Origin of the sequence: Flintibacter muris, assembly GCF_943192995.1 — a bacterium.
Lineage (GTDB): Bacteria > Bacillota > Clostridia > Oscillospirales > Oscillospiraceae > Lawsonibacter > Lawsonibacter muris.
On the sequence record NZ_CALPCP010000053.1, the window covers coordinates 1 to 19,352 of the forward strand.

Consider the following 19,352-nt stretch of genomic DNA (forward strand, 5'->3'; position numbering starts at 1 on the left):
AGGATTTTGCTGTGAATCTTCTGCCCTTCCGCGTCTATCAGATTCTTTCTGAATACACCGATGGAGACCACGCCCTGACCATGGGGGACCTGCTTCGTCTCCTGCGGACAGAGTACGGCCTTCGGTGCGACCGGCGGGCAGTGTATGCCGCCCTGGACAAATTGCGGGCTGTAGGCTGTCACATCCCGGAGTATCAGGACGATGGCGAGGGCTACCGGCTCTTGTCCCGGACCCTGGAACCATCGGAGGTCCGGCTGTTGTCGGATGCCGTGTCCGCTTTTCCGGGTATTTCCCAGCGCCAGTGTGAACAGCTGTTGGAGAAGTTGGGACAGGGCTTGAGCCGCTGGCAGCGGGAGCATTGCCGCCCGCTTGTTGTTGGACCGCCTTGGCGGAGCAGGAACGGAGAAATTTTTCTGGCCGCTGAGGTACTGGAGGAAGCAGTTGCCCTCCGCTGTCAGGTCCGGTTTCAATACATGGAATATGGTATGGACAAACAACTCCACCCCCGCCGGGAGCGGCCCTATCAGGTATCGCCCTACGGACTTTGTTTCGTCAACGGGAATTACTACCTGATTTGCCGGTATCAGGGGGCGGAGGACATCAGCCATTACCGGGTGGATCGGATTCAGGCCCCGGTCTTGCTGGAGAAGCAGACCGTCGAACCGCTGCCAGCTGGGCTAGATCTGGCACGATATGTCCGGGAGCGAGTATACCCCTTTCCCGGCAAAGCTGTCCATGCGGTGTTGCGCTGTGAGAGTGGTTTGCTCAACGATGTGCTGGACCGCTTTGGCATGGAAACCCAGCTCCGGGACAACGAGGATGGGACGATTGACGCAGTGGTCTTCACCGGGGCTGACGGACTGAAATTCTGGGCGTTGCAATATGTATCGGGCTGTCAGGTTCTGGAGCCGGACTGGTTGCGGCGGGAGATTGGCGAAACCTTGCGGACAGGGTGGGAGAACTATCAAAAAACAGAACCGCATCCAGCATTGGAAAATAAACATGAGCAGAATTTCCGGTTTTGAATGTAGAATTTTAAGTTAAGTCTCACATTCCCCCTTGACAACAACTTTAGAAAGAGAAAACGCTGGCAGAAAATTTTTGCACCCTTTTGTATAGCATTTTTTAAGATATGCTGCTCACTCCGCTCAACTGCAGCAGCTCCCGGATCTTTGCCCGGCGCACTTCCTCTTCTGGACTGCGTCTTTTCCTTTTTCTCATAATTCAAACTTCCAAAGTAGTACTCCCATTCTACACTACTTTGGAGGTTTACACAATTTCTGGGATTGACTCACAGTATGAATCAGATTTGTCCATAATTCCCATTTAATTTATACTCGATTACCGTTTCAACTGCGTTACTCCAGAGGAATGTTAACACTTCTGTCCCCGATTTTTAGAGTGAGGGTGCCGCCCTGGAGCTGCTCCAGAGCTGTGATCTCAGTCAAGCGGTAAAGACACACCTGTTCCTGGAACCCCGCACCGCCTCCACGTCCCTACAGAGGGACAGCCTGTCCATCCCGGTCTGTCAAAGAAACCTGCTCTGTGCCGTCCAGCACACCCTGCCAGCGGTGACGGACCTCCTCTTTATCCTCGTAAAAGTTGATAGGGACCTCACGTTCCGGCGTGATTTGCAGAGTCATGGGGGACAGATAGAAACTTTTCAGGGAAATTGTTACGCCGTCCACCTGTCCAATTGGGATATTTCTCTCATAGCTTTGCCCTATATCCCGCTGCGGCAGCGGGATATCACAGCTCTCCGTCCTGGGGCTGTTCTCAGGTCAGCTTGTTCAGTACCTCTTCACTCTCCCGGCGGGTGCGCCACCAGTGCTTAAGCTGGTTTTCACACTCGTTTCGGGCGGTGACGATGAGCCAGGCCCTCTCGTGCTCATGATCGCGGAAGGGCTTGTCATATTCTATCACCTTACGGAAGACCGTCTGGACGGCATCCTCGGTGTCAGGCACATTTTTCATCAGAACCAGACAGATCTGATATACCATATCCACATGCCGCCGGTAGAGGCTGTCCACCTCCTCTTGACTGCGTATGGGTTCCACTGAGTCCGCCTACTTTCTGTCCTCTCTGTTTATAACACAATCGAGACAGGCAAAATGTTGGAGGTTTTAAAAATTTTCACCGGACGCCTTACGCGTCCGGTGTCCTCTTGGTTATTTTGCAGTCTCCTGCTGGAATTTGGCCAAATAGGCGTCCTGAAGCAGCTGGATATGTTGGGGGTCCTTGCCGCCTACGGGGATACCGTCGATAGACTCCACCATCATGCACAGCGCGCTGGAGCTGGTGACGATAATCTCGTCGGCGTTCATCAGCTCCACCATGGAGAAGGGTTCCTCCAGCACCGGAATGCCGTGCTCCTTTGCCAGAGCCAGCAGGTGCTTGCGGGTAATGCCGGGGAGAATCAGCTCGTCGGTGGGGGCGGTACGCAGTACGCCGTCTTTCAGGATGGAGATATTGCTGTGGGCACACTCGGTAACCCGGCTGCCCCGGTGGAGCACCGCCTCGTCACAGCCGGCCTCCGCTGCCCGCTGGTTGGCCAGCACGCTGGGAATCAGGTTCAGGGTCTTGATATTGCACAGCTTAAACCGGTTGTCCTCCAGAGAGATGAGCTTGTAGGGGACATCCATGGGCTTCATAGTGTGGGGCTTCACATAGGCCATGAGGGCGGGCTCCACCTCTCCGCCGGGGAACACATGGTTCCGGGGGGCCACCCCTCGGGATACCTGCCAGTACAGGAAATGGATGGGGGAGTCCTCCGCCGCATCGATAACCTTCTGCAGCTCCGCCTTCACCTGCTCCCGCTCCATCTTGAAGGGAATCTCAAGCAGACGCAGGCTGTTGTACATCCGGTCCAGGTGGTCCTCAATGGCAAAAGGGACCCGGTTGGCCACGCAGGTGGCCTCATAGATGCCGTCGCCGAAGTAAAGGGCCCGGTCGTTCATGGGCACCTTCATCTCCTCCAAGGGGCCGATCTCGCCGTTATAATAGCCGACATTTTTCCACATTTTCTTTCTTCCTTCCATTTTTATCATTGGCTCTCTCTGAGCGGGAGGCTTTTGGGATCAATAGACTTGGTTCCTCCTATCCGCGTAAAGCAGATAGGCTTTCCAGATGACCAGGGCGCACAGGGCACCGATTATTGCCCCCACCAGCACATCCGTAGGGTAGTGGACCCCCACGTACAGCCGGGACAGCCCCATCAGCGCCGCCAGGACTACGGCGGCAACCCGTCCCCACCTCCAGGGCAGGGTCCGCATCCAGATCATTCCGGCGGCAAAGGCGGCGCAGGTGTGACCCGAGGGGAAGGAGTTGGGGTCTTTCTCGGTGACCAGAGGGACAATAGGCCAATCCAGCCAGGGCCGGGCCCGCTCCACCAGGGGCTTGATAGTGAGGTTGGTTACCAACAGTCCCAGAACCATGGCGCACAGGGCCAACGCCCCCGCCTTGCGGGTGGGCTTATACACCAGCATGGCCAGGGACAGAACAATCCAAAAAATTCCTGCGTCCCCCAGCTTGGTGTAAAGCGACACAATGGGGTCCAGCCAGGACATATGCAGCCCCTGAATGGCCACCAGCAGCTGTCCGTCCATCTGGAGCAAGCCTTCCAACATGAAAAAACCTCCCTTGACCGCCCTTGTAAACTATACTATAATAATAGAGCTTTTTTGCCACAAGTCAACACTAATTTTTCGGAGGTCATTTCCCTTGAAGCAAATCCTCTGTTTATCCAACGAACCCTGGTCCAACCGGCTCCCCAGCCGCACCCAGCAGATTGTGTCCCGCCTGCGGGACTGCCAGGTGCTCTACTTCTCCCCGGCCCAGTCTCCCCGGGACAAATCCTTTCAAAAAAAGGGCCGGCAGGTCCGCCCCAATGTGACGGCCTACACCCTGCCTCCCATCCCCTTTCCCATTCCGGAGCGGTATCATCGCCTGTTTCAGATGGCCTGGAACAAAATTGCCCGTTTCATCCAGGAGCAGGCCGCCCGCAAGCGTTTTTCCGAGCCTCTGCTGTGGGTCACCCACCCCTGCCACATCCACCTGTTGGACCGGCTGGAGTACAGCGCTCTGGTCTACGACTGCGACCGGGTGTGGGAGGGGCTGCCCAGCCACTGGGAGGGCAGTCTGGCCCAGGCCGCGGATGTGGTCTTTGCCGCCTCCCCTCTGCTGTGCGACCGGCTGTCCCCCTGCAGCCCCAATATTGCCCTGCTGCCCAATGGAATCAATCTGCCCGTCTTCGACCCCACCCCCCGCCGTACCGACCCCATGCCCGGAGTGACGGCCCCCATCCTGGGGTGGGCCGGCTCCATCCACGAGGGTTTGGACCTGTCTCCTGTGGTGTACGCCGCCCAGGCCAGGCCCGACTGGGGCTTTCTTTTGCTGGGGCATGTGGACAAGAGAAACCCCTTTCTGCGGCAGCTGGACAAGCTGTCCAACGTATTTCTCACCGGCCCCCGGCCCGCCTCAGAGGTTCCTGACTGGCTGTACCGCTGTCAGGTGCTGATCGACCTGCCCCGGACGGACCGGCCCTTTGACGAGGTGGTCTCCCCCCGGCTCTACGAGTACCTGGCAACCGGCAAACCGGTGGTGTCCATGCTGTGGCCCGATCAGGTGGAGCAGTTCCCCGACGTGGTATACGGCGCCCACGAGCTAGAGGAATTCGTCACCCTGTGCGCCCACGCCATGGAGGAGGCCCCCGGCTTTGCCCGCCGGCGGCAGCAGCGGGCGGCGGTGGCCGCCTGGCCCCGGCGGGTGGGGGAGGTGGAGCGCATCCTCACCACGGCGGGGCTGCTGTGACGCTTCCTCTTGCCTCATTTTTTGCCGGTTCTCCCTCTTTTCTTGTACAAATATACAAAAATGTTTCTTCCCCTTGCAAAACGCCGGGTTTTCCTATAAAATGGGATTTAAATTGGCAGAAAGGGGCCATTGCTATGCGTTTTTGCTCTGGTGTTCGATTTCTTCGCTTTCACGGCCCCAACATGCCCAATTCGCCCGATTATCCGCTCAGGCTGTCTGTACCCTCAGATAGCCTGAAACTTTTTTTCAAAGGAGTGCTTTTATGAAAAAAGTTGCCATCATTATGGGCTCCGACAGTGATTGGCCGGTTGTCCAGGGGGCCTGCAAGCAGCTGGATGAGTTCCAGATCCCCTATGAGGCCCACATCCTCAGCGCCCACCGCACCCCCATCGCCGCCGCGGACTTTGCCAAAAGCGCCCGGGCCAACGGCTTCGGCGTACTCATCTGCGCCGCTGGTATGGCCGCCCACCTGGCCGGGGCCTTTGCGGGTAACTCCACCCTGCCCGTTATCGGCATCCCCATGAAGGGGGGCGCCATGGACGGTCTGGACGCCCTGCTGGCCACCGTTCAAATGCCCAGCGGTATCCCGGTGGCCACCGTGGCCATCAACGGGGCCAAGAACGCCGCCGTGCTGGCCGCCCAGATTCTGGCCGTTTCTGACGACGCCCTGGCCGCCAAATTGGACCAGGCCCGGGAACAGATGGCCTCTCAAATCGCCGAAAAAGAGGCCAAGCTCCAGGCGGAGCTGATGGGCTGATGGCACGCAGCGTTCCAATCCAGCGCCATCTGGTCAAGATGATGGCAGAGCGTTTTCCGGATTTCGAGTTTGGCGGGACCCAACCCGGGCTTTATGGCTTCACCCGGCGGCACGAAAAGCACATCTGCGACCATATTCTGTTCAATCGGGACTTTTTTGAAGGAACAGGCTCCCTCAGTGTGGGCTATGCGTACTGCTGCTTCAATCCAAATTGGCAGATATATCCCGCTTTTGTTCTGGGAGAACGGGTCCATATGGAAAAGCTGCTGACTCGTTCCCGCAATATGGACCCTGCCCGAACCCCCGCCAATATTGCCTGCCGCTACTATCAGACCCCGGAAGGTCTTCGAATCGAGCAGGCCATGGACGAGCTGGAGCGGGATGTCCGCACCTGTGTCCTTCCCTGGCTGGAGGGAATGGGCCGCAAGCTCCAGGGTCAGGGCAGTAAAACCATCCTCATTGACTGTGCAGAGCCCTTTATCGCCCAGATAACGGAAGAGGACCGGCAAATTCTCTCCGACTGGATGCACGACAATCGCAAGCCCTGCCCGCCGTTATATCAGGAAGCTCTGGCAGCAGTTTTGGCGCTGCCGGAGTTCAAGCTCCAGAAAATGGCGGAAAAGGCGGAACAATTCCTCTGGCACTGGACGGCCAACCGTCTGTTAATTCGGGATTATCACTGACCCCTATTGATATAATATAGAATTGGAAAGGAAGTACGATTATGAACAAACTGGAACAGCTTTACGAGGGCAAGGCCAAGAAGGTATTCGCCACTGAAGACCCCGACGTTGTGATTGTCTCCTACAAGGACGACGCCACCGCCTTTGACGGCACTAAGAAGGGCACCATTGCAGGTAAGGGGGCCATCAACAACCAGATGACCAACTTCCTCATGGGGCAGCTGGAGAAGGCGGGAGTACCCACCCACCTGGTGGAGGAGCTGAGCGAGCGGGAGACCGCCGTAAAAAAGGTGACCATCGTCCCCCTGGAGGTCATTGTCCGCAACATCTCCGCCGGCTCCTTCTCCAAGCGGTACGGCGTGGAGGAGGGCATTGTCTTTGACTCCCCCACCGTGGAATTTTCCTACAAGAACGACGACCTCCACGACCCCCTTATCAACGACCACCACGCCGTGGCCCTGAAGCTGGCCACCTGGGAGGAGATTGACCAGATCAAGAAGTATGCCTTCCAGGTCAACGACTTTTTGAAGAAGACACTGGCCGAGTGCGGCGTCACCCTGGTGGACTTCAAGCTGGAGTTCGGCAAGACCAGCGACGGAACCATCGTCCTGGCCGACGAGATTTCTCCCGACACCTGCCGCTTCTGGGACTCCAAGACCGGCGAAAAGCTGGACAAGGACCGCTTCCGCCGGGACCTGGGCAACGTGGAGGGCGCTTATCAGGAGATGAGCCGCCGTCTCCTGGGCAAATAAGGGGGCGGGCAGATGGGTGGCTTTTTTGGGGCCGTCTCCACACAGGAGGTCTCCCTTGACATCTTTTTCGGGGTGGACTACCACTCCCACCTGGGCACCCGCCGGGGCGGCATGATTATCCATGACGCCAAAGACGGCTTCCAGCGCCAGATTCACTCCATTGAGAACACCCCCTTCCGCACCAAATTTGAAAAGGACCTGGCCAAGTTCCATGGCTGCTCCGGCATTGGCTGCATCAGCGACACCGACCCCCAGCCCCTGCTGGTGCGCTCCCACCTGGGGCTGTACGCCATCACCACCGTGGGCATTATCAACAACGCCGAAGCACTGGTTGACGAGTACTTCTCTGACCACGGCCATCAATTTATGGCCATGAGCTCCGGCAAGGTCAACTCCACCGAGCTGGCCGCCGCCCTCATCAACCAAAAGGACAATCTGGTAGACGGTATCCTCCACGCTCAGCAGGCCATTCAGGGCTCCCTCACCCTGCTGATCCTCACCGATCACGGCGAGATTATCGCCGCCCGGGACCGGGTAGGCCGTCTGCCGGTGCTGATCGGCAAAAATGACAAGGGACACTGTGTGTCCTTTGAGTCCTTCGCCTACCACAAGCTGGGCTATGAGGACGCCTACGAGCTGGGCCCCCGGGAGATCGTCCGCATCCGGGCGGACGGCTTTGACGTTCTCTCCCCCGCCGGGGAGGAGATGAAGATCTGCGCCTTCCTCTGGAGCTACTACGGCTATCCCAACTCCAACTACGAGGGGGTCAATGTGGAGGTCATGCGCTACAATAACGGCGCCATTATGGCCCGTGACGAGAAGGAGCGGGGCGTTCTGCCCGACGTGGACTATGTAGCCGGCGTTCCAGACTCCGGCATCCCCCACGCCATTGGCTATGCCAACCAGAGCGGGGCCCACTTTGCCCGGCCATTTGTGAAATATACCCCCACCTGGCCCCGGTCCTTCATGCCTGCCAACCAGGATGTGCGCAACCAGGTGGCAAAAATGAAGCAGATTCCCGTCCCCGAGCTGATTCAGGACAAAAGGCTCCTCTTTGTGGATGACTCTATCGTCCGGGGCACCCAGCTGCGGGAGACGGTGGAGTTCCTCTACGAGTCCGGAGCCCGGGAGGTCCACATGCGCTCCGCCTGTCCCCCCATCATGTACAGCTGCAAGTATCTGAACTTTTCCCGAGGAAACTCCGACATGGACCTGCTGGCCCGGCGCACTATCCAGGAGTTGGAGGGCGACGAGGGCCAGCAGCACCTGGAGGAGTACGCCGATTCCTCCACCCGGCGGGGCCAGTGTATGCTGAAAACCATCTGCGAAAAATTCGGCTTCGACTCCCTGGGCTACCAGTCCCTGGACGGCCTGCTGGAGGCTATCGGCATTGACCGGGATAAGGTGTGTACCTACTGCTGGAGCGGGGAGGAGTAACCCCTCTCTGCTGTAGGGCGTGACGACCCGGCACGCCGTTTTACACAGGCATATCTCTCTATGGCGGCGGGCCGGGGCCGTCCCGCCTTATATACGGAATTGCCAATATTTACAATGATTGGAGGTCTTCCCCCATGGAACATTCTCATTCCGCGTCCTACGCCGCCGCCGGTGTGGACATTGAGGCCGGCTACAAGGGCGTTCAGCTGATGAAAAAGCATGTGGCCCGCACCATGATCCCCGGTGTGGTCAGCGGCATTGGCGGCTTTGGCGGCCTGTTCGCCCCCGACCTGTCCGGAATTAAGGAGCCGGTGCTGGTCTCCGGCACCGACGGCGTGGGCACCAAGATTCGCCTGGCCCAGCTGCTGGACAGGCATAACACAATCGGTATCGACTGCGTGGCCATGTGCGTCAACGACGTGATCTGCTGCGGAGCCAAGCCCCTGTTCTTCCTGGACTACATTGCTATCGGCAAGAACGAGCCGGAGAAGGTGGCTGATATTGTGGCCGGTGTGGCCACAGGCTGCGTTCAGGCGGGCTGCGCCCTCATTGGCGGCGAAACCGCCGAGCACCCCGGTGTGATGGACCCCGACGACTACGACCTGGCCGGATTCACCGTGGGTATCGTGGACCGGGACAAGATTATCAACAGCGACTGCGTCCAGGAGGGGGACAGCTTGATCGGCCTGACCTCCTCCGGGGTCCACTCCAACGGCTTTTCCCTGGTGCGCAAGGTCTTTGACATTGAGCACGCCGATCTGACCACCCCTATGGACGAGCTGCATGGAAAATCCCTGGGCGAGGCCCTGCTGGCCCCCACCAAAATCTATGTCAAGCCCGTCCTGGCCCTGCTGGAGGGCGGTGTAGATCTCCACGGCGCCAGCCACATCACCGGCGGCGGCTTCTATGAGAATGTCCCCCGGATGCTCCCCAAGGGTCTGGAGGCCTTCTTCAACGCCGCCGCGCTGCCCCATATGCCTATCTTTGAGCTGATTCAGGAGCGGGGCGGCATCCCTGAGCACGACATGTACAACACCTTTAATATGGGCGTTGGCATGGTGCTGGCTGTCCCCCAGGACCAGACGGAAAAAGCTCTGTCCATCCTGCATGACGCCGGTGAGCCCGACGCGGCGATGATGGGCTGTGTTCAGCAGGGAGACGCGGGCGTCTCCTTCGGCACCGCCAGTGTGCCCGTATGAGTATGAAAAATATCGCTGTATTGGTCTCCGGGGGCGGGACCAATTTGCAGGCCCTGATTGACGCCCAGGCCCGGGGAGAATTTCTCTGCGGGGAGATCGGCATGGTGGTCTCCTCTAATCCAGAGGCCTACGCCCTGGAGCGGGCCAAACAGGCAAGTATTCCCGGCTACATTCTGCCCCGGAAGAATTGGCCCTCCAGCCAGGCCTATACCAGGGCCCTGGTCAGCCTCCTCCAGGAGATGGGGGCGGATGTGGTGGTGCTGGCCGGATTTATGGTCATCCTTACCGAGGAGATTGTCCAGGCCTACCCCAACAAAATTCTCAACATCCACCCCGCTCTAATTCCCTCCTTTTGCGGCAAGGGGGCCTACGGCCTCCACGTCCACGAGCAGGCCCTGGCCTACGGCGTGAAGGTCACCGGAGCCACCGTCCATCTGGTCACCGCAGAGCCGGACGGGGGACCGATTGTGCTGCAAAAGGCTATCGACGTCCTGCCCTGGGACACCCCGGAGAGCCTTCAGCGCCGGGTGATGGAGGAGTGCGAGTGGAAGCTTCTCCCCAAGGCGGTAGACCTGCTGTGCCGGGATAATCTGAAGGTAAACGGACGCACGGTAGAAATCATAGGAGGACGTGTGATTGTATGATCGACTTGAATAACCCTGTCTGGACGGCGATCCGCGGGGCGGGCGCACGCGTGGACGCCTGCCTGCGCCGGCTGGAGGCGGGCGAGGGGGATTTCCGGGAAAACGTGGACCGCCTCGCCGACAATACAAGCCACCAGCTCAGCTGGTACGACGTCACCGCCTACGCCCTGCCCCACGTGGCCCGGCTGTGTGAGAAGCTGAGCGTGGAGGAAAAGCTCTACCTCATCGCCCAGATGGGCCCCGCCGTGGCCGCCGAGTCCCAGGTGTCCCTCTCCCCGGACACTGAGGAGTTTCGGGAGTTCCACGAGGGGCTGGCCCCCCTGGCTCAGGAGGCCAGGGAGCTGGTGGAACACCACATGGAGGAGATCAAGGCGCTGCCCAAGGACCTGCCTCTGGTCTTTGCTGTGGCGGCCCTGGCCCTGCTGTGGGACAGGAAGCGCGCCTGGTACCTCTACCTCTACGCCCCCTGGGACGAGCTCCCCGCCCTGTGCCCGGATTGCGACTGGTACGAGGAGTGTATGGACTTTTCTTTGGAGGAGGAGCCGGAGTTTGTCACCCCGGGCGCCCTGGACGAGGAGGGGGCCTGGCTCCAGAAGCTGCTCACCGAAATCGGCGACCAGACGCTGCTGCCCCGTCTTCCCTATCTCTACGGAACCTGTACCTGCCCGGAGTGCGGGGCCAGCGGCCCGCTCTGGGAGTGGATTGACCGCGCGTTTGAGGAGGGTTAATGTATGGAAAATCTATTTCAGCTTTTGAAGGGAAATCCCTACCCCGGCCGGGGTATTCTCGCAGGCCGAAGCGCCGACGGCAAAAAGGCAGTTGTTGCCTACTTCATTATGGGCCGCAGTGAGAACAGCCGCAACCGAATCTTTGAGTACACCGAGGACGGCATCCGAACCCGCGCCTTTGACGAGTCCAAAATGACCGATCCCTCTTTGATTATTTACCATCCCGTTCGTCTGCTGCCTAACGGCCTGCTGGTGGTAACCAACGGCGACCAGACTGACACCATTCGGGACGCTATCGCGGAGGGCCACTGCTACCGCCACGCTCTGAACACCCGGAAGTTCGAGCCCGACGGCCCCAACTGGACCCCCCGCATCTCCGGAGTGATGAAGCCGGATGGGAGCTACAACCTGTCCATTCTCAAAAGCTTGGATGGCAGCCCAGACTGCTGCTGCCGGTACTTCTTCGAGTACGACGCCCCCATCCCCGGCGTGGGCCACTTCATCCACACCTACCAGAGCGACGGCGACCCCCTCCCCTCCTTCCAGGGGGAGCCCCGGCGGGTGGAGATCGGCGCTCTGACCCAGTCCCACGAGCTGGCCGAGCCGCTGTGGGATAGTTTGAACGAGGACAACAAGGTGTCTCTCTATGTCCGGCTTATCGACCTGGCCGGCGGTGGACCGGACAGCTATATCATCAACAAGCACAACTGAAAGAAGGGTACTGCAATGGGTCTTTTTGACCGCTTCAAGAAATCGGAACCGGCCCCAACACCCAAGCCGGAACCCCCTGCCGCTTCGGAGAGCGGGCTGATCGACTTCCACCCCTACGACACCGGGCTGGCGGAGGCCGTCCGGACGCTGGAAACGGATCTGCGGAAGCTGAACACCAACGGCCGCAGGAGCTGTGACCGGGACAAGTTTATCGCCCTGCTCTCGGGCATTGCCGCCTTGCGCAAAACCCCCGGCATCCCCGGTCCCAACGAATCCGGACCAAATTACTTCATCACCCTGCCCAAGTGCGCCACCCCTGAGGACGAGAACGCCTGCCGGGAGCACCTGGAGAAGGTCTTCGGCATCACGGACAAGCAGTCCATGGTGGACTTCTGCAAGCGGGAGATCATCTGCAACAACAACTACCTGGACTTTGAGGGCTTTTGGGAGGGCCGTCCGCCCTTCTCTCTGGAGGAATTGGCCCAGAAGAACCCGGACGCGCTGGAATTTTTCAAGGTCGCCCGGGACTTCTCCGCCCAGTTCTACCCCATTGTGGGCCACAAGGGCTATCTGGCCTGGGACATCAGCGAGTGTGTGGGCCACCTGCGCAGCGGCTACGCCTGCGGCCTGCTCACCCGGGAGGAGCTGGACGAGATGGCGGAGCACTGGATCGTCCAGGCCCAGCTTTTTGAGGACTGGACCGACTTTGCCCTCAGCCTGGTGTGCGGTGAGCTGTACTGGGATTTCCGTCAGGGTGCCAAAATGCCTGAGCTGAACAAGGGGCTGGACCTGTGGACCAGATTGGTGACCATCCTCCTCAACGACGGCGCCGCCTGGGCCAGCGGCCTGTGGTATGTCCCGCCCCGGAAGAAGCCATACAAGCTGTGGGCTCCGGAATTCAAGCTGTATCTCCCAGGCTGGGAGGGCCCTGTCGGCTGTCTCGCTACTGACCACATTATGGTCTTGGGCAAGAAGGTAGGCTGGTGCTACCGGGGACAGCCCAGCGAGGGCTACCCGGACAGCGGCTGGCGGTTCTTCTCCGGTGAGGAGGACGAGACGTACACCAACGATCCCCAAAACACCGAGGTCTACGACCTGAACACCATCTGCAACTACGACCCGGACATTCTCCCCCTGCTCAGCGCCCCGATTGGCACCGCCTACGCCCGGGGCGAGGACGGGAAATTTTATGCGGAGCAGTTCACTCCAAGTGAAGATTAAGAGGTACGCATTATGTCGACTGCAAAAGAACTGGCACAAGCCTATTTTGACGGCCTGAAAGCGACCTATTATAACTATGACGGCCAGGAGGTCTGGGACGAATTCGCCTGCGTGATCCACGGGGCGAACCAGCGGGACCTGGACCGCCTCACCGCCCTCTACCCCGACATCCCCGAGAGCCTGATTGAGCTGCTCAAGCTGGTGGACGGCACCTACTACCGGAAATACCCCAAGGGCGAGGCACTGTTCTACTTCCTGGGCTCCGACTACGAGGGCTACCCCTACTACCTGCTGTCCGCCCGGCAGATGGTGGAGACCCGCCACGAGGCCAAGGAGTTTTTCGACTACTTCGTCACCCGGGAGTATGACGACATCCCGGTGGACGATGGCATCTGCGACGATTTGGACAAGCTGGACTGGCTCCACTTCTCCGACTGCTGCAACAACGGCGGCACCTCTCAGCTGTTTATCGACTTCTCCCCCTCCGCCAAGGGCAAAAAAGGGCAGGTCCTGCGCTTCCTCCACGACCCGGACGAGATGGTCGTGGTGGCAGACAGCTTTGACGAGTATCTGCAAATGCTTATGGATCAGGACTATCCCTTTATTGACGAGGACTCGGTGGAGGCTCTGTAGGGCGTGACCACTGGGTACGCCGCTCTCTCCCCGAATCGGCTGCTGTATCCTGTAAAGCGGCGCGCCGAGGTCGTCGCGCCCTACATGTGACAATACAACCCGAAAGGAGCGCACTATGACCGAACTGGAACTGAAATACGGCTGCAATCCCAACCAGAAGCCCGCCCGCATCTTTATGGAGAGCGGCGAGCTGCCCCTGGAGGTGCTCAACGGCAGGCCGGGGTACATCAACTTTATGGACGCGCTGAACTCCTGGCAGCTGGTGAAGGCGCTGAAACAGGCCACCGGCCTGCCCGCCGCCGCCTCCTTCAAACATGTCTCTCCCGCCGGGGCGGCGCTGGGTCTGCCTTTGTCCGACGTGGAGCGGCAGATGTACTTTGCCCCCCAGGGGGACCTCTCCCCCATAGCCTGCGCCTACATCCGGGCCCGGGGGGCAGACCGGCTGTGCTCCTTTGGGGACTGGGCCGCCCTGTCCGACCCCTGCGACGGAGACACCGCCCGTTTTCTGGCCCTGGAGGTGTCTGACGGCGTGATCGCCCCGGACTACACCGATGAGGCCCTGGAGATTCTGAAGACCAAGCGCAAGGGTGGGTACAACGTGGTCAAAATTGACCCGAATTACACCCCCGCCCCTGTTGAGCGGCGGAACATCTTTGGCATTACCTTTGAGCAGGGGTACAACGATCTTGCCATAGACCAGAGCATGCTGAACAACCTTGTCACACAAAACAAGGACCTGCCCCAGAAGGCCAAAAACGACATGCTGCTGGCCCTGATTACCTTGAAATACACCCAGTCCAACTCGGTCTGCTATGTGAAGGACGGCATGACAATCGGCGTGGGCGCCGGCCAGCAGAGCCGCATCCACTGCACCCGCCTGGCAGGGAACAAGGCGGACATCTGGTGGCTGCGGCAGCACCCCAAGGTGCTTTCCCTCCCCTTCCCGGAGAACGTCCGCCGCCCCGACCGGGACAACGCTATCGACGCCTTTATCGCCGACGTCCTCACTCAGAAGGAAAAAACAGAGTGGATTGCCAAATTGTCCGGCGTCACCCTGGGCTCCGACGCCTTCTTCCCCTTTGGGGACAATGTGGAGCGGGCCCGGCAGTCGGGCGTGGAGTATATCGCCCAGCCCGGCGGCTCCATCCGGGACGATCAGGTCATTGAGACGGCGGACAAGTACAACATGGTCATGGCCTTTACCGGAATGCGGCTGTTCCACCATTGACGGGAAGGAGAAAATCATGGGATTTTTTGACCGCTTTAAGAAACAAAATCAGGCTCCGGAGGCCCCTCCCGTTCCAGAGGTGGAGCCCAGGCCCTTCGGGGCCAACGTAGTGGAAATTGCGAAGCTGATCTCATCCGGGGACGAGGCGGTTATGACGGATATTGCCGCCTGCACCGGGGAGCCGTCGGCGTGGTTTGAGGCTCACCAGGACCGGTATGAGGCGCGGGGTGTCAATTCCGCTGAGGACGCAAATTTGGTCCAGTGGCTGGGGCTGGTGGACATTCTGGAGGAGCACGGCTGGGTCTGTGAGCGGGACTGGAAGGACGAGCTGGAGGATTTTTCCTACTTTGTCCAAAACCTCCGGGGTTTTCAGAAGCTGGGCTTGGAGCTGGATCAGGACTGGCTGGACGAGGACGAGGATATCTCCGCCTGGTGCGGCGTTCTGGCGGAGCAGTGGTCCGCGCAGGGGGTGCGCATGGCCGTCATCGGCATCGGCAGCGACAGCTATGTCCTTTTCCCCGCCTCCGTCGGGCAGCTTACCGCCCTCCAGACGCTGGCGAAAGAGATCGGCCAATATATTCAAGATGTTACAGAAGAATAGAAGGAGGACCCCCTTATGAACGTCTTAGTGGTAGGCGGCGGAGGCCGTGAGCACGCCATCTGCTGGAAGCTGGCCCAGAGCCCCAAGGTAACCGAGCTGTACTGCGCCCCGGGCAACGGAGGAATCGCCCAGGTGGCCCAGTGTGTTCCAATCAAGGCCACCGACGTGGACGGAATGGTGAAGTGGGCCAAGGAAAACGCCATGGATTTTGTCGTGGTGGCCCCGGACGACCCTCTGGCCCTGGGCATGGTGGACGCCCTGGAGGAGGCGGGCATCCCCGCCTTCGGACCCCGGAAAAACGCCGCCATTATTGAGGCCAGCAAGGCCTTTTCCAAAGAATTGATGAAAAAATACCACATTCCCACCGCCAAATATGAGACATTTACCGACCTGAACCAGGCCCTGGCCTACATCCAAGAGCAAGGCGCGCCTATTGTGGTCAAGGCGGACGGTCTTGCCCTGGGCAAGGGCGTGGTAGTGGCCTCCACCGTGGATGAGGCGGAAACCGCCGTCCGGGAAATGATGCAGGACAAGAAGTTTGGCGAGAGCGGCTCCACTGTGGTCATTGAGGAGTGCATGGTGGGGCCTGAGGTGACCGTTCTGGCCTTCTGCGACGGAGAGCATCTGGTTCCCATGCTGTCCAGCCAGGACCACAAACGGGCCTATGACGGCAACCAAGGTCCCAACACCGGCGGCATGGGGGCCTTCTGCCCCTCACCCAAGTTCACCCAGGAGATTGCAGAGCGGTGCATCAAAGAAATTTTCCAGCCCACCGTAGCCGCCCTGAAGGCGGAGGGACGGCCCTTCAAGGGGGTCATCTACTTTGGCCTTATGTTAACCAAGGATGGCCCCAGGGTTGTGGAGTACAACGCCCGCTTCGGCGACCCGGAGACCCAGCCCATTTTGTCCATGTTGGACACTGACCTGATGGATATCTTCCAGGCCTGCGTGGACGGCACTCTGGACAAGATTGACATCAGATGGAAGGAGGGCGCCGCCTGCTGTCTGGTGCTGGCCTCGGGAGGGTATCCCGTCAGCTATAAGAGCGGCTACCCCATCTCCGGACTGATGGAAGCAGAGGCTCTGGGAGCTACCGTCTTCCACGCCGGAACCAAGGTAGAGGACGGAAAATTCCTCACCGTCGGAGGACGGGTTCTGGGTGTCACCGCTGTGGCTCCCTCTTTGGAGGAGGCCATCAACAAGTCTTACGTCGCCGCAAAGCCCATTTCCTTCCAGGATATGCACTTCCGGACGGATATCGGAAAGGTCTAATGATATAGTCAACACACTTGAAAAACGCAGTTTGCACTTTTTCAAGTGTGTTGACCATAATAAGTTGATGTTATTCCGGCGAGACAAGTGTGCGGGTCATGCCAGTATGATCGCGATGCTCCAAGCAGATGTCACATTTTTGACCTGCCTGCTGGATTAACTTTTCCAATTTTAACAGGAAAGTGGGAGGCCGCCGCTGGGAATCTGGGAAAAATACACCTGGTCCAACAGGGCGAGTTGTGATATACTAACCCCAGTAGCGCGCAGTGCGATGAGCGTGTAAGACCAGTTCTCATCGGGCGCGGATTTTTTATAGTTCAAGGTTAGTCTCTACTAACTTAAAAACGGGGTAATTATGATAAAAAACCACCGTTCAACTGTCATTCTTGCCTGCATACTGCTTGTTTTGTCCACATGCTCGCTGTTTATCGGCGTTTTGGATATGACGCCGGAGGCTCTGCTGCGAAGGGACTTTGAAACGATTGACATTTTTCTCATCTCCCGCCTGCCCCGGCTGCTGGCCATTTTGTGTACCGGCATGGGCATGAGTGTGTGGCCGGTCTAATTATGCAGCAGCTGTGCATGAACAAGTTTGTCTCTCCCACTACGGGGGCCACCATCGCCTTGGCCCAGTTCGGCATCCCTCTGGCGCTGCTGTTCTGGCCTGGCTCCCCCCTGTGGGGACGGGCGCTGTTTGCCTTCGCCATTGCCGTTTTGTCTGGTTTATCCAACGCATCCAGTTTAAAGATGCGGTGATGGTCCCCTGGTAGGCATCATGTTTGGCAACGTGATTACCGGCATCACCAATTACTTTGCCTATTAAGTATGAGATGAGCCAGACCCTGTCCACCTGGCTGGTGGGGCACTTCTTCATGGTGCTCCGGGGCCGGTATGAGCTGGTCTACCTGGTGGTGCCCCTGGTGATTCTGGCCTTTATATTCGCCAACCACTTCAACATTGTGGGCAGTGTTGTGTTTATTGCCATGTTGGATGTCACCTCCCTGGGCATTATGCTGGAGGATTTGGAACACACTCTGGGATAAACTGCATCATCACCGGTATTTTGTTCACTGTGTTTACTATATAATGCCCCCGTCTGTATGATTGTATCGAACCAGTAAAAACGGACAATTGAGCGAGAGCATCGAGCATGGCATCCTTGCGGCGAACGAAAACAGCGAATCCAGCAGATGCTTTTAAACGCATTTGAGCGCACAGAGTTTCACGGAGGACTGTGCCCTTCCCTTTATTTTTGATGTACCCTTCCCTTTATTTTTGACGCCTTGACGTGGAGCGGAATTTATGGTATATAATAACTTTGAGTGTCGTGCAGGGGCAGGTCGTGTGTGCCCCTGCAAAATCAATAGGAGTGAAACCGTGTGAACATCTATTTTGACCTGTTCCTCACCTTTGCCAAGGTGGGGGTGTGTACCTTCGGCGGCGGCTACGCCATGCTGCCCATCCTTCAGCGGGAGGTGGTAGAGAAAAAGGGCTGGGCCACCGACGAGGAACTGACCGATTATTTCGCTGTGGGTCAGTGTACTCCTGGCATTATCGCTGTCAACACGGCCACCTTTATCGGCTGCAAATACAAGGGTATCCCGGGCGGGGTGCTGGCCACCCTGGGCGTGGTGTTCCCCTCCCTGATTATCATCACCGCCATTGCCGCGTTCTTGTCCAACTTTGCGGATATCCCGGTGGTTCAGCATGCCCTGGCCGGCATTAACGCCGCCGTGGTGGCACTGATCGCCTCCAGCGTGCTGAAGCTGGGGAAGTCTACCCTGAAAAACGGGGCTGCCATTGCCGTCTTTCTGTGTGTGCTGGTCCTGGCGGTAACAGGCAGCCTGGTCAGTTTCAACACCGGGGCCTATGGAGTGCTGGGCACCGTGATGGAGCTGCTCACCTCGCCGGCGGTACTCATTGTGTTGGCTGGAGCGGCGGGCTTTCTGCTCTACGGCAGCAAGAAAGGCGGTGAGGGCAAATGATCTTTTTGCGGCTGTTTTTTGAGTTTGCCAAAGTGGGCCTTTTCGCCGTGGGTGGCGGGCTGGCCACCATCCCCTTCCTCCAGGATATGGGGGCCCGGACAGGCTGGTTTACCGATGTGGACCTGACCACTATGATCGCCGTATCCGAGTCCACTCCCGGCCCTATGGGGGTGAACATGGCCACCTATGTAGGCTTTGAGACGGCGGGTCCGGTGGGGGCAGTGCTGGCTACCCTGGGCCTGATTACCCCTTCCATCATCATTATCATGGTGATTGCCGGGTTTTTGCAGAAATTCCGGCAGTCCAGAACGGTGGACGCCGTCTTCCGAGGCCTGCGTCCCGCCTCTACAGCGCTGATCGCCTCCGCTGGACTGTCGGTGGCCCTGTCGGTTCTGTTTACCCTTCAGGGGGTGGAGAGCTGTGTGTTTACCGTCCACTGGCCCGCCGCGATCCTGGCTTTGGCTGTGTTTTTGTGTATGCAGAGCAAGCAGCTGAAAAAGCTGCACCCCGTTGTGTTCATTGCCATTGCCGCCGTTATCGGCGCGGTATTCCAATTTTAACAAAATCTGCCCACCCCCTTTGGGTGGGCAGTCATATTTTCTGATTTGAGAAAATGTAAGTTTGTCAAACAAATTGGACAAGGAAGTCGATAGGAGAAAGCCAGGAGAGGGGACGCATCGGTAAGTTGTTG

At 58.7% G+C, this 19,352-nt stretch carries 24 protein-coding genes; 20 read left to right on the plus strand and 4 right to left on the minus strand.

The annotated features are described in order from the left end of the window. A partial coding sequence (locus NFS22_RS21050) for a helix-turn-helix transcriptional regulator (RefSeq protein WP_251319648.1) occupies nt 1–1,025 on the plus strand: 1,025 nt, incomplete at its 5' end. Between the two features lie 471 nt (nt 1,026–1,496). Here NFS22_RS21050 and NFS22_RS21055 read toward each other — a convergent pair. The 4 genes from NFS22_RS21055 to NFS22_RS21070 all read right to left on the minus strand — a co-directional run bounded on the left by NFS22_RS21055 (nt 1,497) and on the right by NFS22_RS21070 (nt 3,627). Then, entirely contained in the window at nt 1,497–1,688 is a 192-nt protein-coding gene (locus NFS22_RS21055) for a hypothetical protein (protein WP_251319649.1), read from the minus strand. Between the two features lie 88 nt (nt 1,689–1,776). Beyond that, nucleotides 1,777–2,058, minus strand: a complete 282-nt coding sequence (locus tag NFS22_RS21060) for an RNA polymerase sigma factor (RefSeq protein ID WP_251319650.1) — start codon at nt 2,056–2,058, stop codon at nt 1,777–1,779. 111 nt (nt 2,059–2,169) lie between these two features. Then, nucleotides 2,170–3,021 carry an aminotransferase class IV gene (locus NFS22_RS21065; protein WP_251319651.1) on the minus strand — a complete coding sequence of 284 codons (852 nt, stop codon included), beginning with the start codon at nt 3,019–3,021 and terminating at the stop codon, nt 2,170–2,172. 57 nt (nt 3,022–3,078) lie between these two features. Beyond that, nucleotides 3,079–3,627, minus strand: a complete 549-nt coding sequence (locus NFS22_RS21070; protein ID WP_251319652.1) for a phosphatase PAP2 family protein — start codon at nt 3,625–3,627, stop codon at nt 3,079–3,081. 94 nt (nt 3,628–3,721) lie between these two features. Between NFS22_RS21070 and NFS22_RS21075 the strand changes: the two genes are divergently transcribed. From NFS22_RS21075 to NFS22_RS21165, 19 genes are all read left to right on the plus strand, one after another. Further along, the gene (locus NFS22_RS21075) at nt 3,722–4,810 is read left to right on the plus strand and encodes a glycosyltransferase family protein (protein ID WP_251319653.1); all 1,089 of its coding nucleotides are present in this window, start codon (nt 3,722–3,724) and stop codon (nt 4,808–4,810) included. 262 nt (nt 4,811–5,072) lie between these two features. Beyond that, a complete protein-coding gene (gene purE, locus NFS22_RS21080) occupies nt 5,073–5,567 on the plus strand; it encodes a 5-(carboxyamino)imidazole ribonucleotide mutase (RefSeq protein ID WP_251319654.1) in 495 nt (164 codons plus the stop codon). Then, a complete protein-coding gene (locus tag NFS22_RS21085) occupies nt 5,567–6,250 on the plus strand; it encodes a hypothetical protein (protein ID WP_251319655.1) in 684 nt (227 codons plus the stop codon). The genes purE and NFS22_RS21085 overlap by 1 nt, the downstream gene beginning before the upstream one ends. Before the next feature lie 41 nt (nt 6,251–6,291). After that, nucleotides 6,292–7,002 (plus strand): phosphoribosylaminoimidazolesuccinocarboxamide synthase, encoded by a 711-nt coding sequence (purC, locus tag NFS22_RS21090; RefSeq protein ID WP_251319656.1) that lies wholly within the window; start codon nt 6,292–6,294, stop codon nt 7,000–7,002. Nucleotides 7,003–7,014: 12 nt separating this feature from the next. Continuing rightward, entirely contained in the window at nt 7,015–8,439 is a 1,425-nt protein-coding gene (locus NFS22_RS21095) for an amidophosphoribosyltransferase (protein ID WP_251319657.1), read from the plus strand. Between the two features lie 134 nt (nt 8,440–8,573). Then, on the plus strand, nt 8,574–9,638 hold the full coding sequence (gene purM / locus NFS22_RS21100; RefSeq protein ID WP_251319658.1) for a phosphoribosylformylglycinamidine cyclo-ligase: 1,065 nt from the start codon (nt 8,574–8,576) through the stop codon (nt 9,636–9,638). Between the two features lie 2 nt (nt 9,639–9,640). Then, the gene (gene purN, locus NFS22_RS21105; protein ID WP_251319671.1) at nt 9,641–10,282 is read left to right on the plus strand and encodes a phosphoribosylglycinamide formyltransferase; all 642 of its coding nucleotides are present in this window, start codon (nt 9,641–9,643) and stop codon (nt 10,280–10,282) included. Then, on the plus strand, nt 10,279–11,010 hold the full coding sequence (locus NFS22_RS21110) for a hypothetical protein (RefSeq protein ID WP_251319659.1): 732 nt from the start codon (nt 10,279–10,281) through the stop codon (nt 11,008–11,010). Before purN ends, NFS22_RS21110 begins: the two co-directional genes overlap by 4 nt. A 3-nt stretch (nt 11,011–11,013) precedes the next feature. Beyond that, nucleotides 11,014–11,721 (plus strand): IMP cyclohydrolase, encoded by a 708-nt coding sequence (locus NFS22_RS21115; RefSeq protein WP_251319660.1) that lies wholly within the window; start codon nt 11,014–11,016, stop codon nt 11,719–11,721. Between the two features lie 15 nt (nt 11,722–11,736). Then, a complete protein-coding gene (locus tag NFS22_RS21120; RefSeq protein WP_251319661.1) occupies nt 11,737–12,942 on the plus strand; it encodes an immunity protein Imm33 domain-containing protein in 1,206 nt (401 codons plus the stop codon). Between the two features lie 12 nt (nt 12,943–12,954). Continuing rightward, the gene (locus NFS22_RS21125) at nt 12,955–13,575 is read left to right on the plus strand and encodes an SMI1/KNR4 family protein (RefSeq protein ID WP_251319662.1); all 621 of its coding nucleotides are present in this window, start codon (nt 12,955–12,957) and stop codon (nt 13,573–13,575) included. Between the two features lie 115 nt (nt 13,576–13,690). Beyond that, entirely contained in the window at nt 13,691–14,803 is a 1,113-nt protein-coding gene (locus NFS22_RS21130; protein WP_251319663.1) for a phosphoribosylaminoimidazolecarboxamide formyltransferase, read from the plus strand. A 16-nt stretch (nt 14,804–14,819) separates the two neighbouring features. Beyond that, the gene (locus tag NFS22_RS21135; RefSeq protein WP_251319664.1) at nt 14,820–15,404 is read left to right on the plus strand and encodes a DUF6630 family protein; all 585 of its coding nucleotides are present in this window, start codon (nt 14,820–14,822) and stop codon (nt 15,402–15,404) included. 15 nt (nt 15,405–15,419) lie between these two features. Further along, complete coding sequence (purD, locus tag NFS22_RS21140; protein WP_251319665.1) at nt 15,420–16,676, plus strand: phosphoribosylamine--glycine ligase; 1,257 nt, start codon at nt 15,420–15,422, stop codon at nt 16,674–16,676. Nucleotides 16,677–17,031: 355 nt separating this feature from the next. Continuing rightward, nucleotides 17,032–17,241, plus strand: a complete 210-nt coding sequence (locus NFS22_RS21145) for a hypothetical protein (protein WP_251319666.1) — start codon at nt 17,032–17,034, stop codon at nt 17,239–17,241. Continuing rightward, nucleotides 17,229–17,432 carry an iron chelate uptake ABC transporter family permease subunit gene (locus tag NFS22_RS21150; RefSeq protein WP_251319667.1) on the plus strand — a complete coding sequence of 68 codons (204 nt, stop codon included), beginning with the start codon at nt 17,229–17,231 and terminating at the stop codon, nt 17,430–17,432. The genes NFS22_RS21145 and NFS22_RS21150 overlap by 13 nt, the downstream gene beginning before the upstream one ends. 56 nt (nt 17,433–17,488) lie before the next feature. Continuing rightward, nucleotides 17,489–17,719, plus strand: a complete 231-nt coding sequence (locus tag NFS22_RS21155) for a hypothetical protein (RefSeq protein ID WP_251319668.1) — start codon at nt 17,489–17,491, stop codon at nt 17,717–17,719. 336 nt (nt 17,720–18,055) lie between these two features. Then, entirely contained in the window at nt 18,056–18,661 is a 606-nt protein-coding gene (locus tag NFS22_RS21160) for a chromate transporter (protein WP_251319669.1), read from the plus strand. Next, nucleotides 18,658–19,221, plus strand: a complete 564-nt coding sequence (locus NFS22_RS21165) for a chromate transporter (protein ID WP_251319670.1) — start codon at nt 18,658–18,660, stop codon at nt 19,219–19,221. Before NFS22_RS21160 ends, NFS22_RS21165 begins: the two co-directional genes overlap by 4 nt. The last annotated feature ends 131 nt before the right edge of the window (nt 19,222–19,352 follow it).

What these genes read in the sequence shown, in the direction of transcription:
- NFS22_RS21065 (WP_251319651.1), bottom strand. Translation starts at nt 3,021, where the DNA reads ATGTGGAAAAATGTCGGCTATTATAACGGCGAGATCGGCCCCTTGGAG.
- NFS22_RS21070 (WP_251319652.1), bottom strand. Translation starts at nt 3,627, where the DNA reads ATGTTGGAAGGCTTGCTCCAGATGGACGGACAGCTGCTGGTGGCCATT.
- purE (WP_251319654.1), top strand. Translation starts at nt 5,073, where the DNA reads ATGAAAAAAGTTGCCATCATTATGGGCTCCGACAGTGATTGGCCGGTT.
- NFS22_RS21085 (WP_251319655.1), top strand. Translation starts at nt 5,567, where the DNA reads ATGGCACGCAGCGTTCCAATCCAGCGCCATCTGGTCAAGATGATGGCA.
- purC (WP_251319656.1), top strand. Translation starts at nt 6,292, where the DNA reads ATGAACAAACTGGAACAGCTTTACGAGGGCAAGGCCAAGAAGGTATTC.
- NFS22_RS21095 (WP_251319657.1), top strand. Translation starts at nt 7,015, where the DNA reads ATGGGTGGCTTTTTTGGGGCCGTCTCCACACAGGAGGTCTCCCTTGAC.
- purM (WP_251319658.1), top strand. Translation starts at nt 8,574, where the DNA reads ATGGAACATTCTCATTCCGCGTCCTACGCCGCCGCCGGTGTGGACATT.
- purN (WP_251319671.1), top strand. Translation starts at nt 9,641, where the DNA reads ATGAAAAATATCGCTGTATTGGTCTCCGGGGGCGGGACCAATTTGCAG.
- NFS22_RS21110 (WP_251319659.1), top strand. Translation starts at nt 10,279, where the DNA reads ATGATCGACTTGAATAACCCTGTCTGGACGGCGATCCGCGGGGCGGGC.
- NFS22_RS21115 (WP_251319660.1), top strand. Translation starts at nt 11,014, where the DNA reads ATGGAAAATCTATTTCAGCTTTTGAAGGGAAATCCCTACCCCGGCCGG.
- NFS22_RS21120 (WP_251319661.1), top strand. Translation starts at nt 11,737, where the DNA reads ATGGGTCTTTTTGACCGCTTCAAGAAATCGGAACCGGCCCCAACACCC.
- NFS22_RS21125 (WP_251319662.1), top strand. Translation starts at nt 12,955, where the DNA reads ATGTCGACTGCAAAAGAACTGGCACAAGCCTATTTTGACGGCCTGAAA.
- NFS22_RS21130 (WP_251319663.1), top strand. Translation starts at nt 13,691, where the DNA reads ATGACCGAACTGGAACTGAAATACGGCTGCAATCCCAACCAGAAGCCC.
- NFS22_RS21135 (WP_251319664.1), top strand. Translation starts at nt 14,820, where the DNA reads ATGGGATTTTTTGACCGCTTTAAGAAACAAAATCAGGCTCCGGAGGCC.
- purD (WP_251319665.1), top strand. Translation starts at nt 15,420, where the DNA reads ATGAACGTCTTAGTGGTAGGCGGCGGAGGCCGTGAGCACGCCATCTGC.
- NFS22_RS21145 (WP_251319666.1), top strand. Translation starts at nt 17,032, where the DNA reads ATGATAAAAAACCACCGTTCAACTGTCATTCTTGCCTGCATACTGCTT.
- NFS22_RS21165 (WP_251319670.1), top strand. Translation starts at nt 18,658, where the DNA reads ATGATCTTTTTGCGGCTGTTTTTTGAGTTTGCCAAAGTGGGCCTTTTC.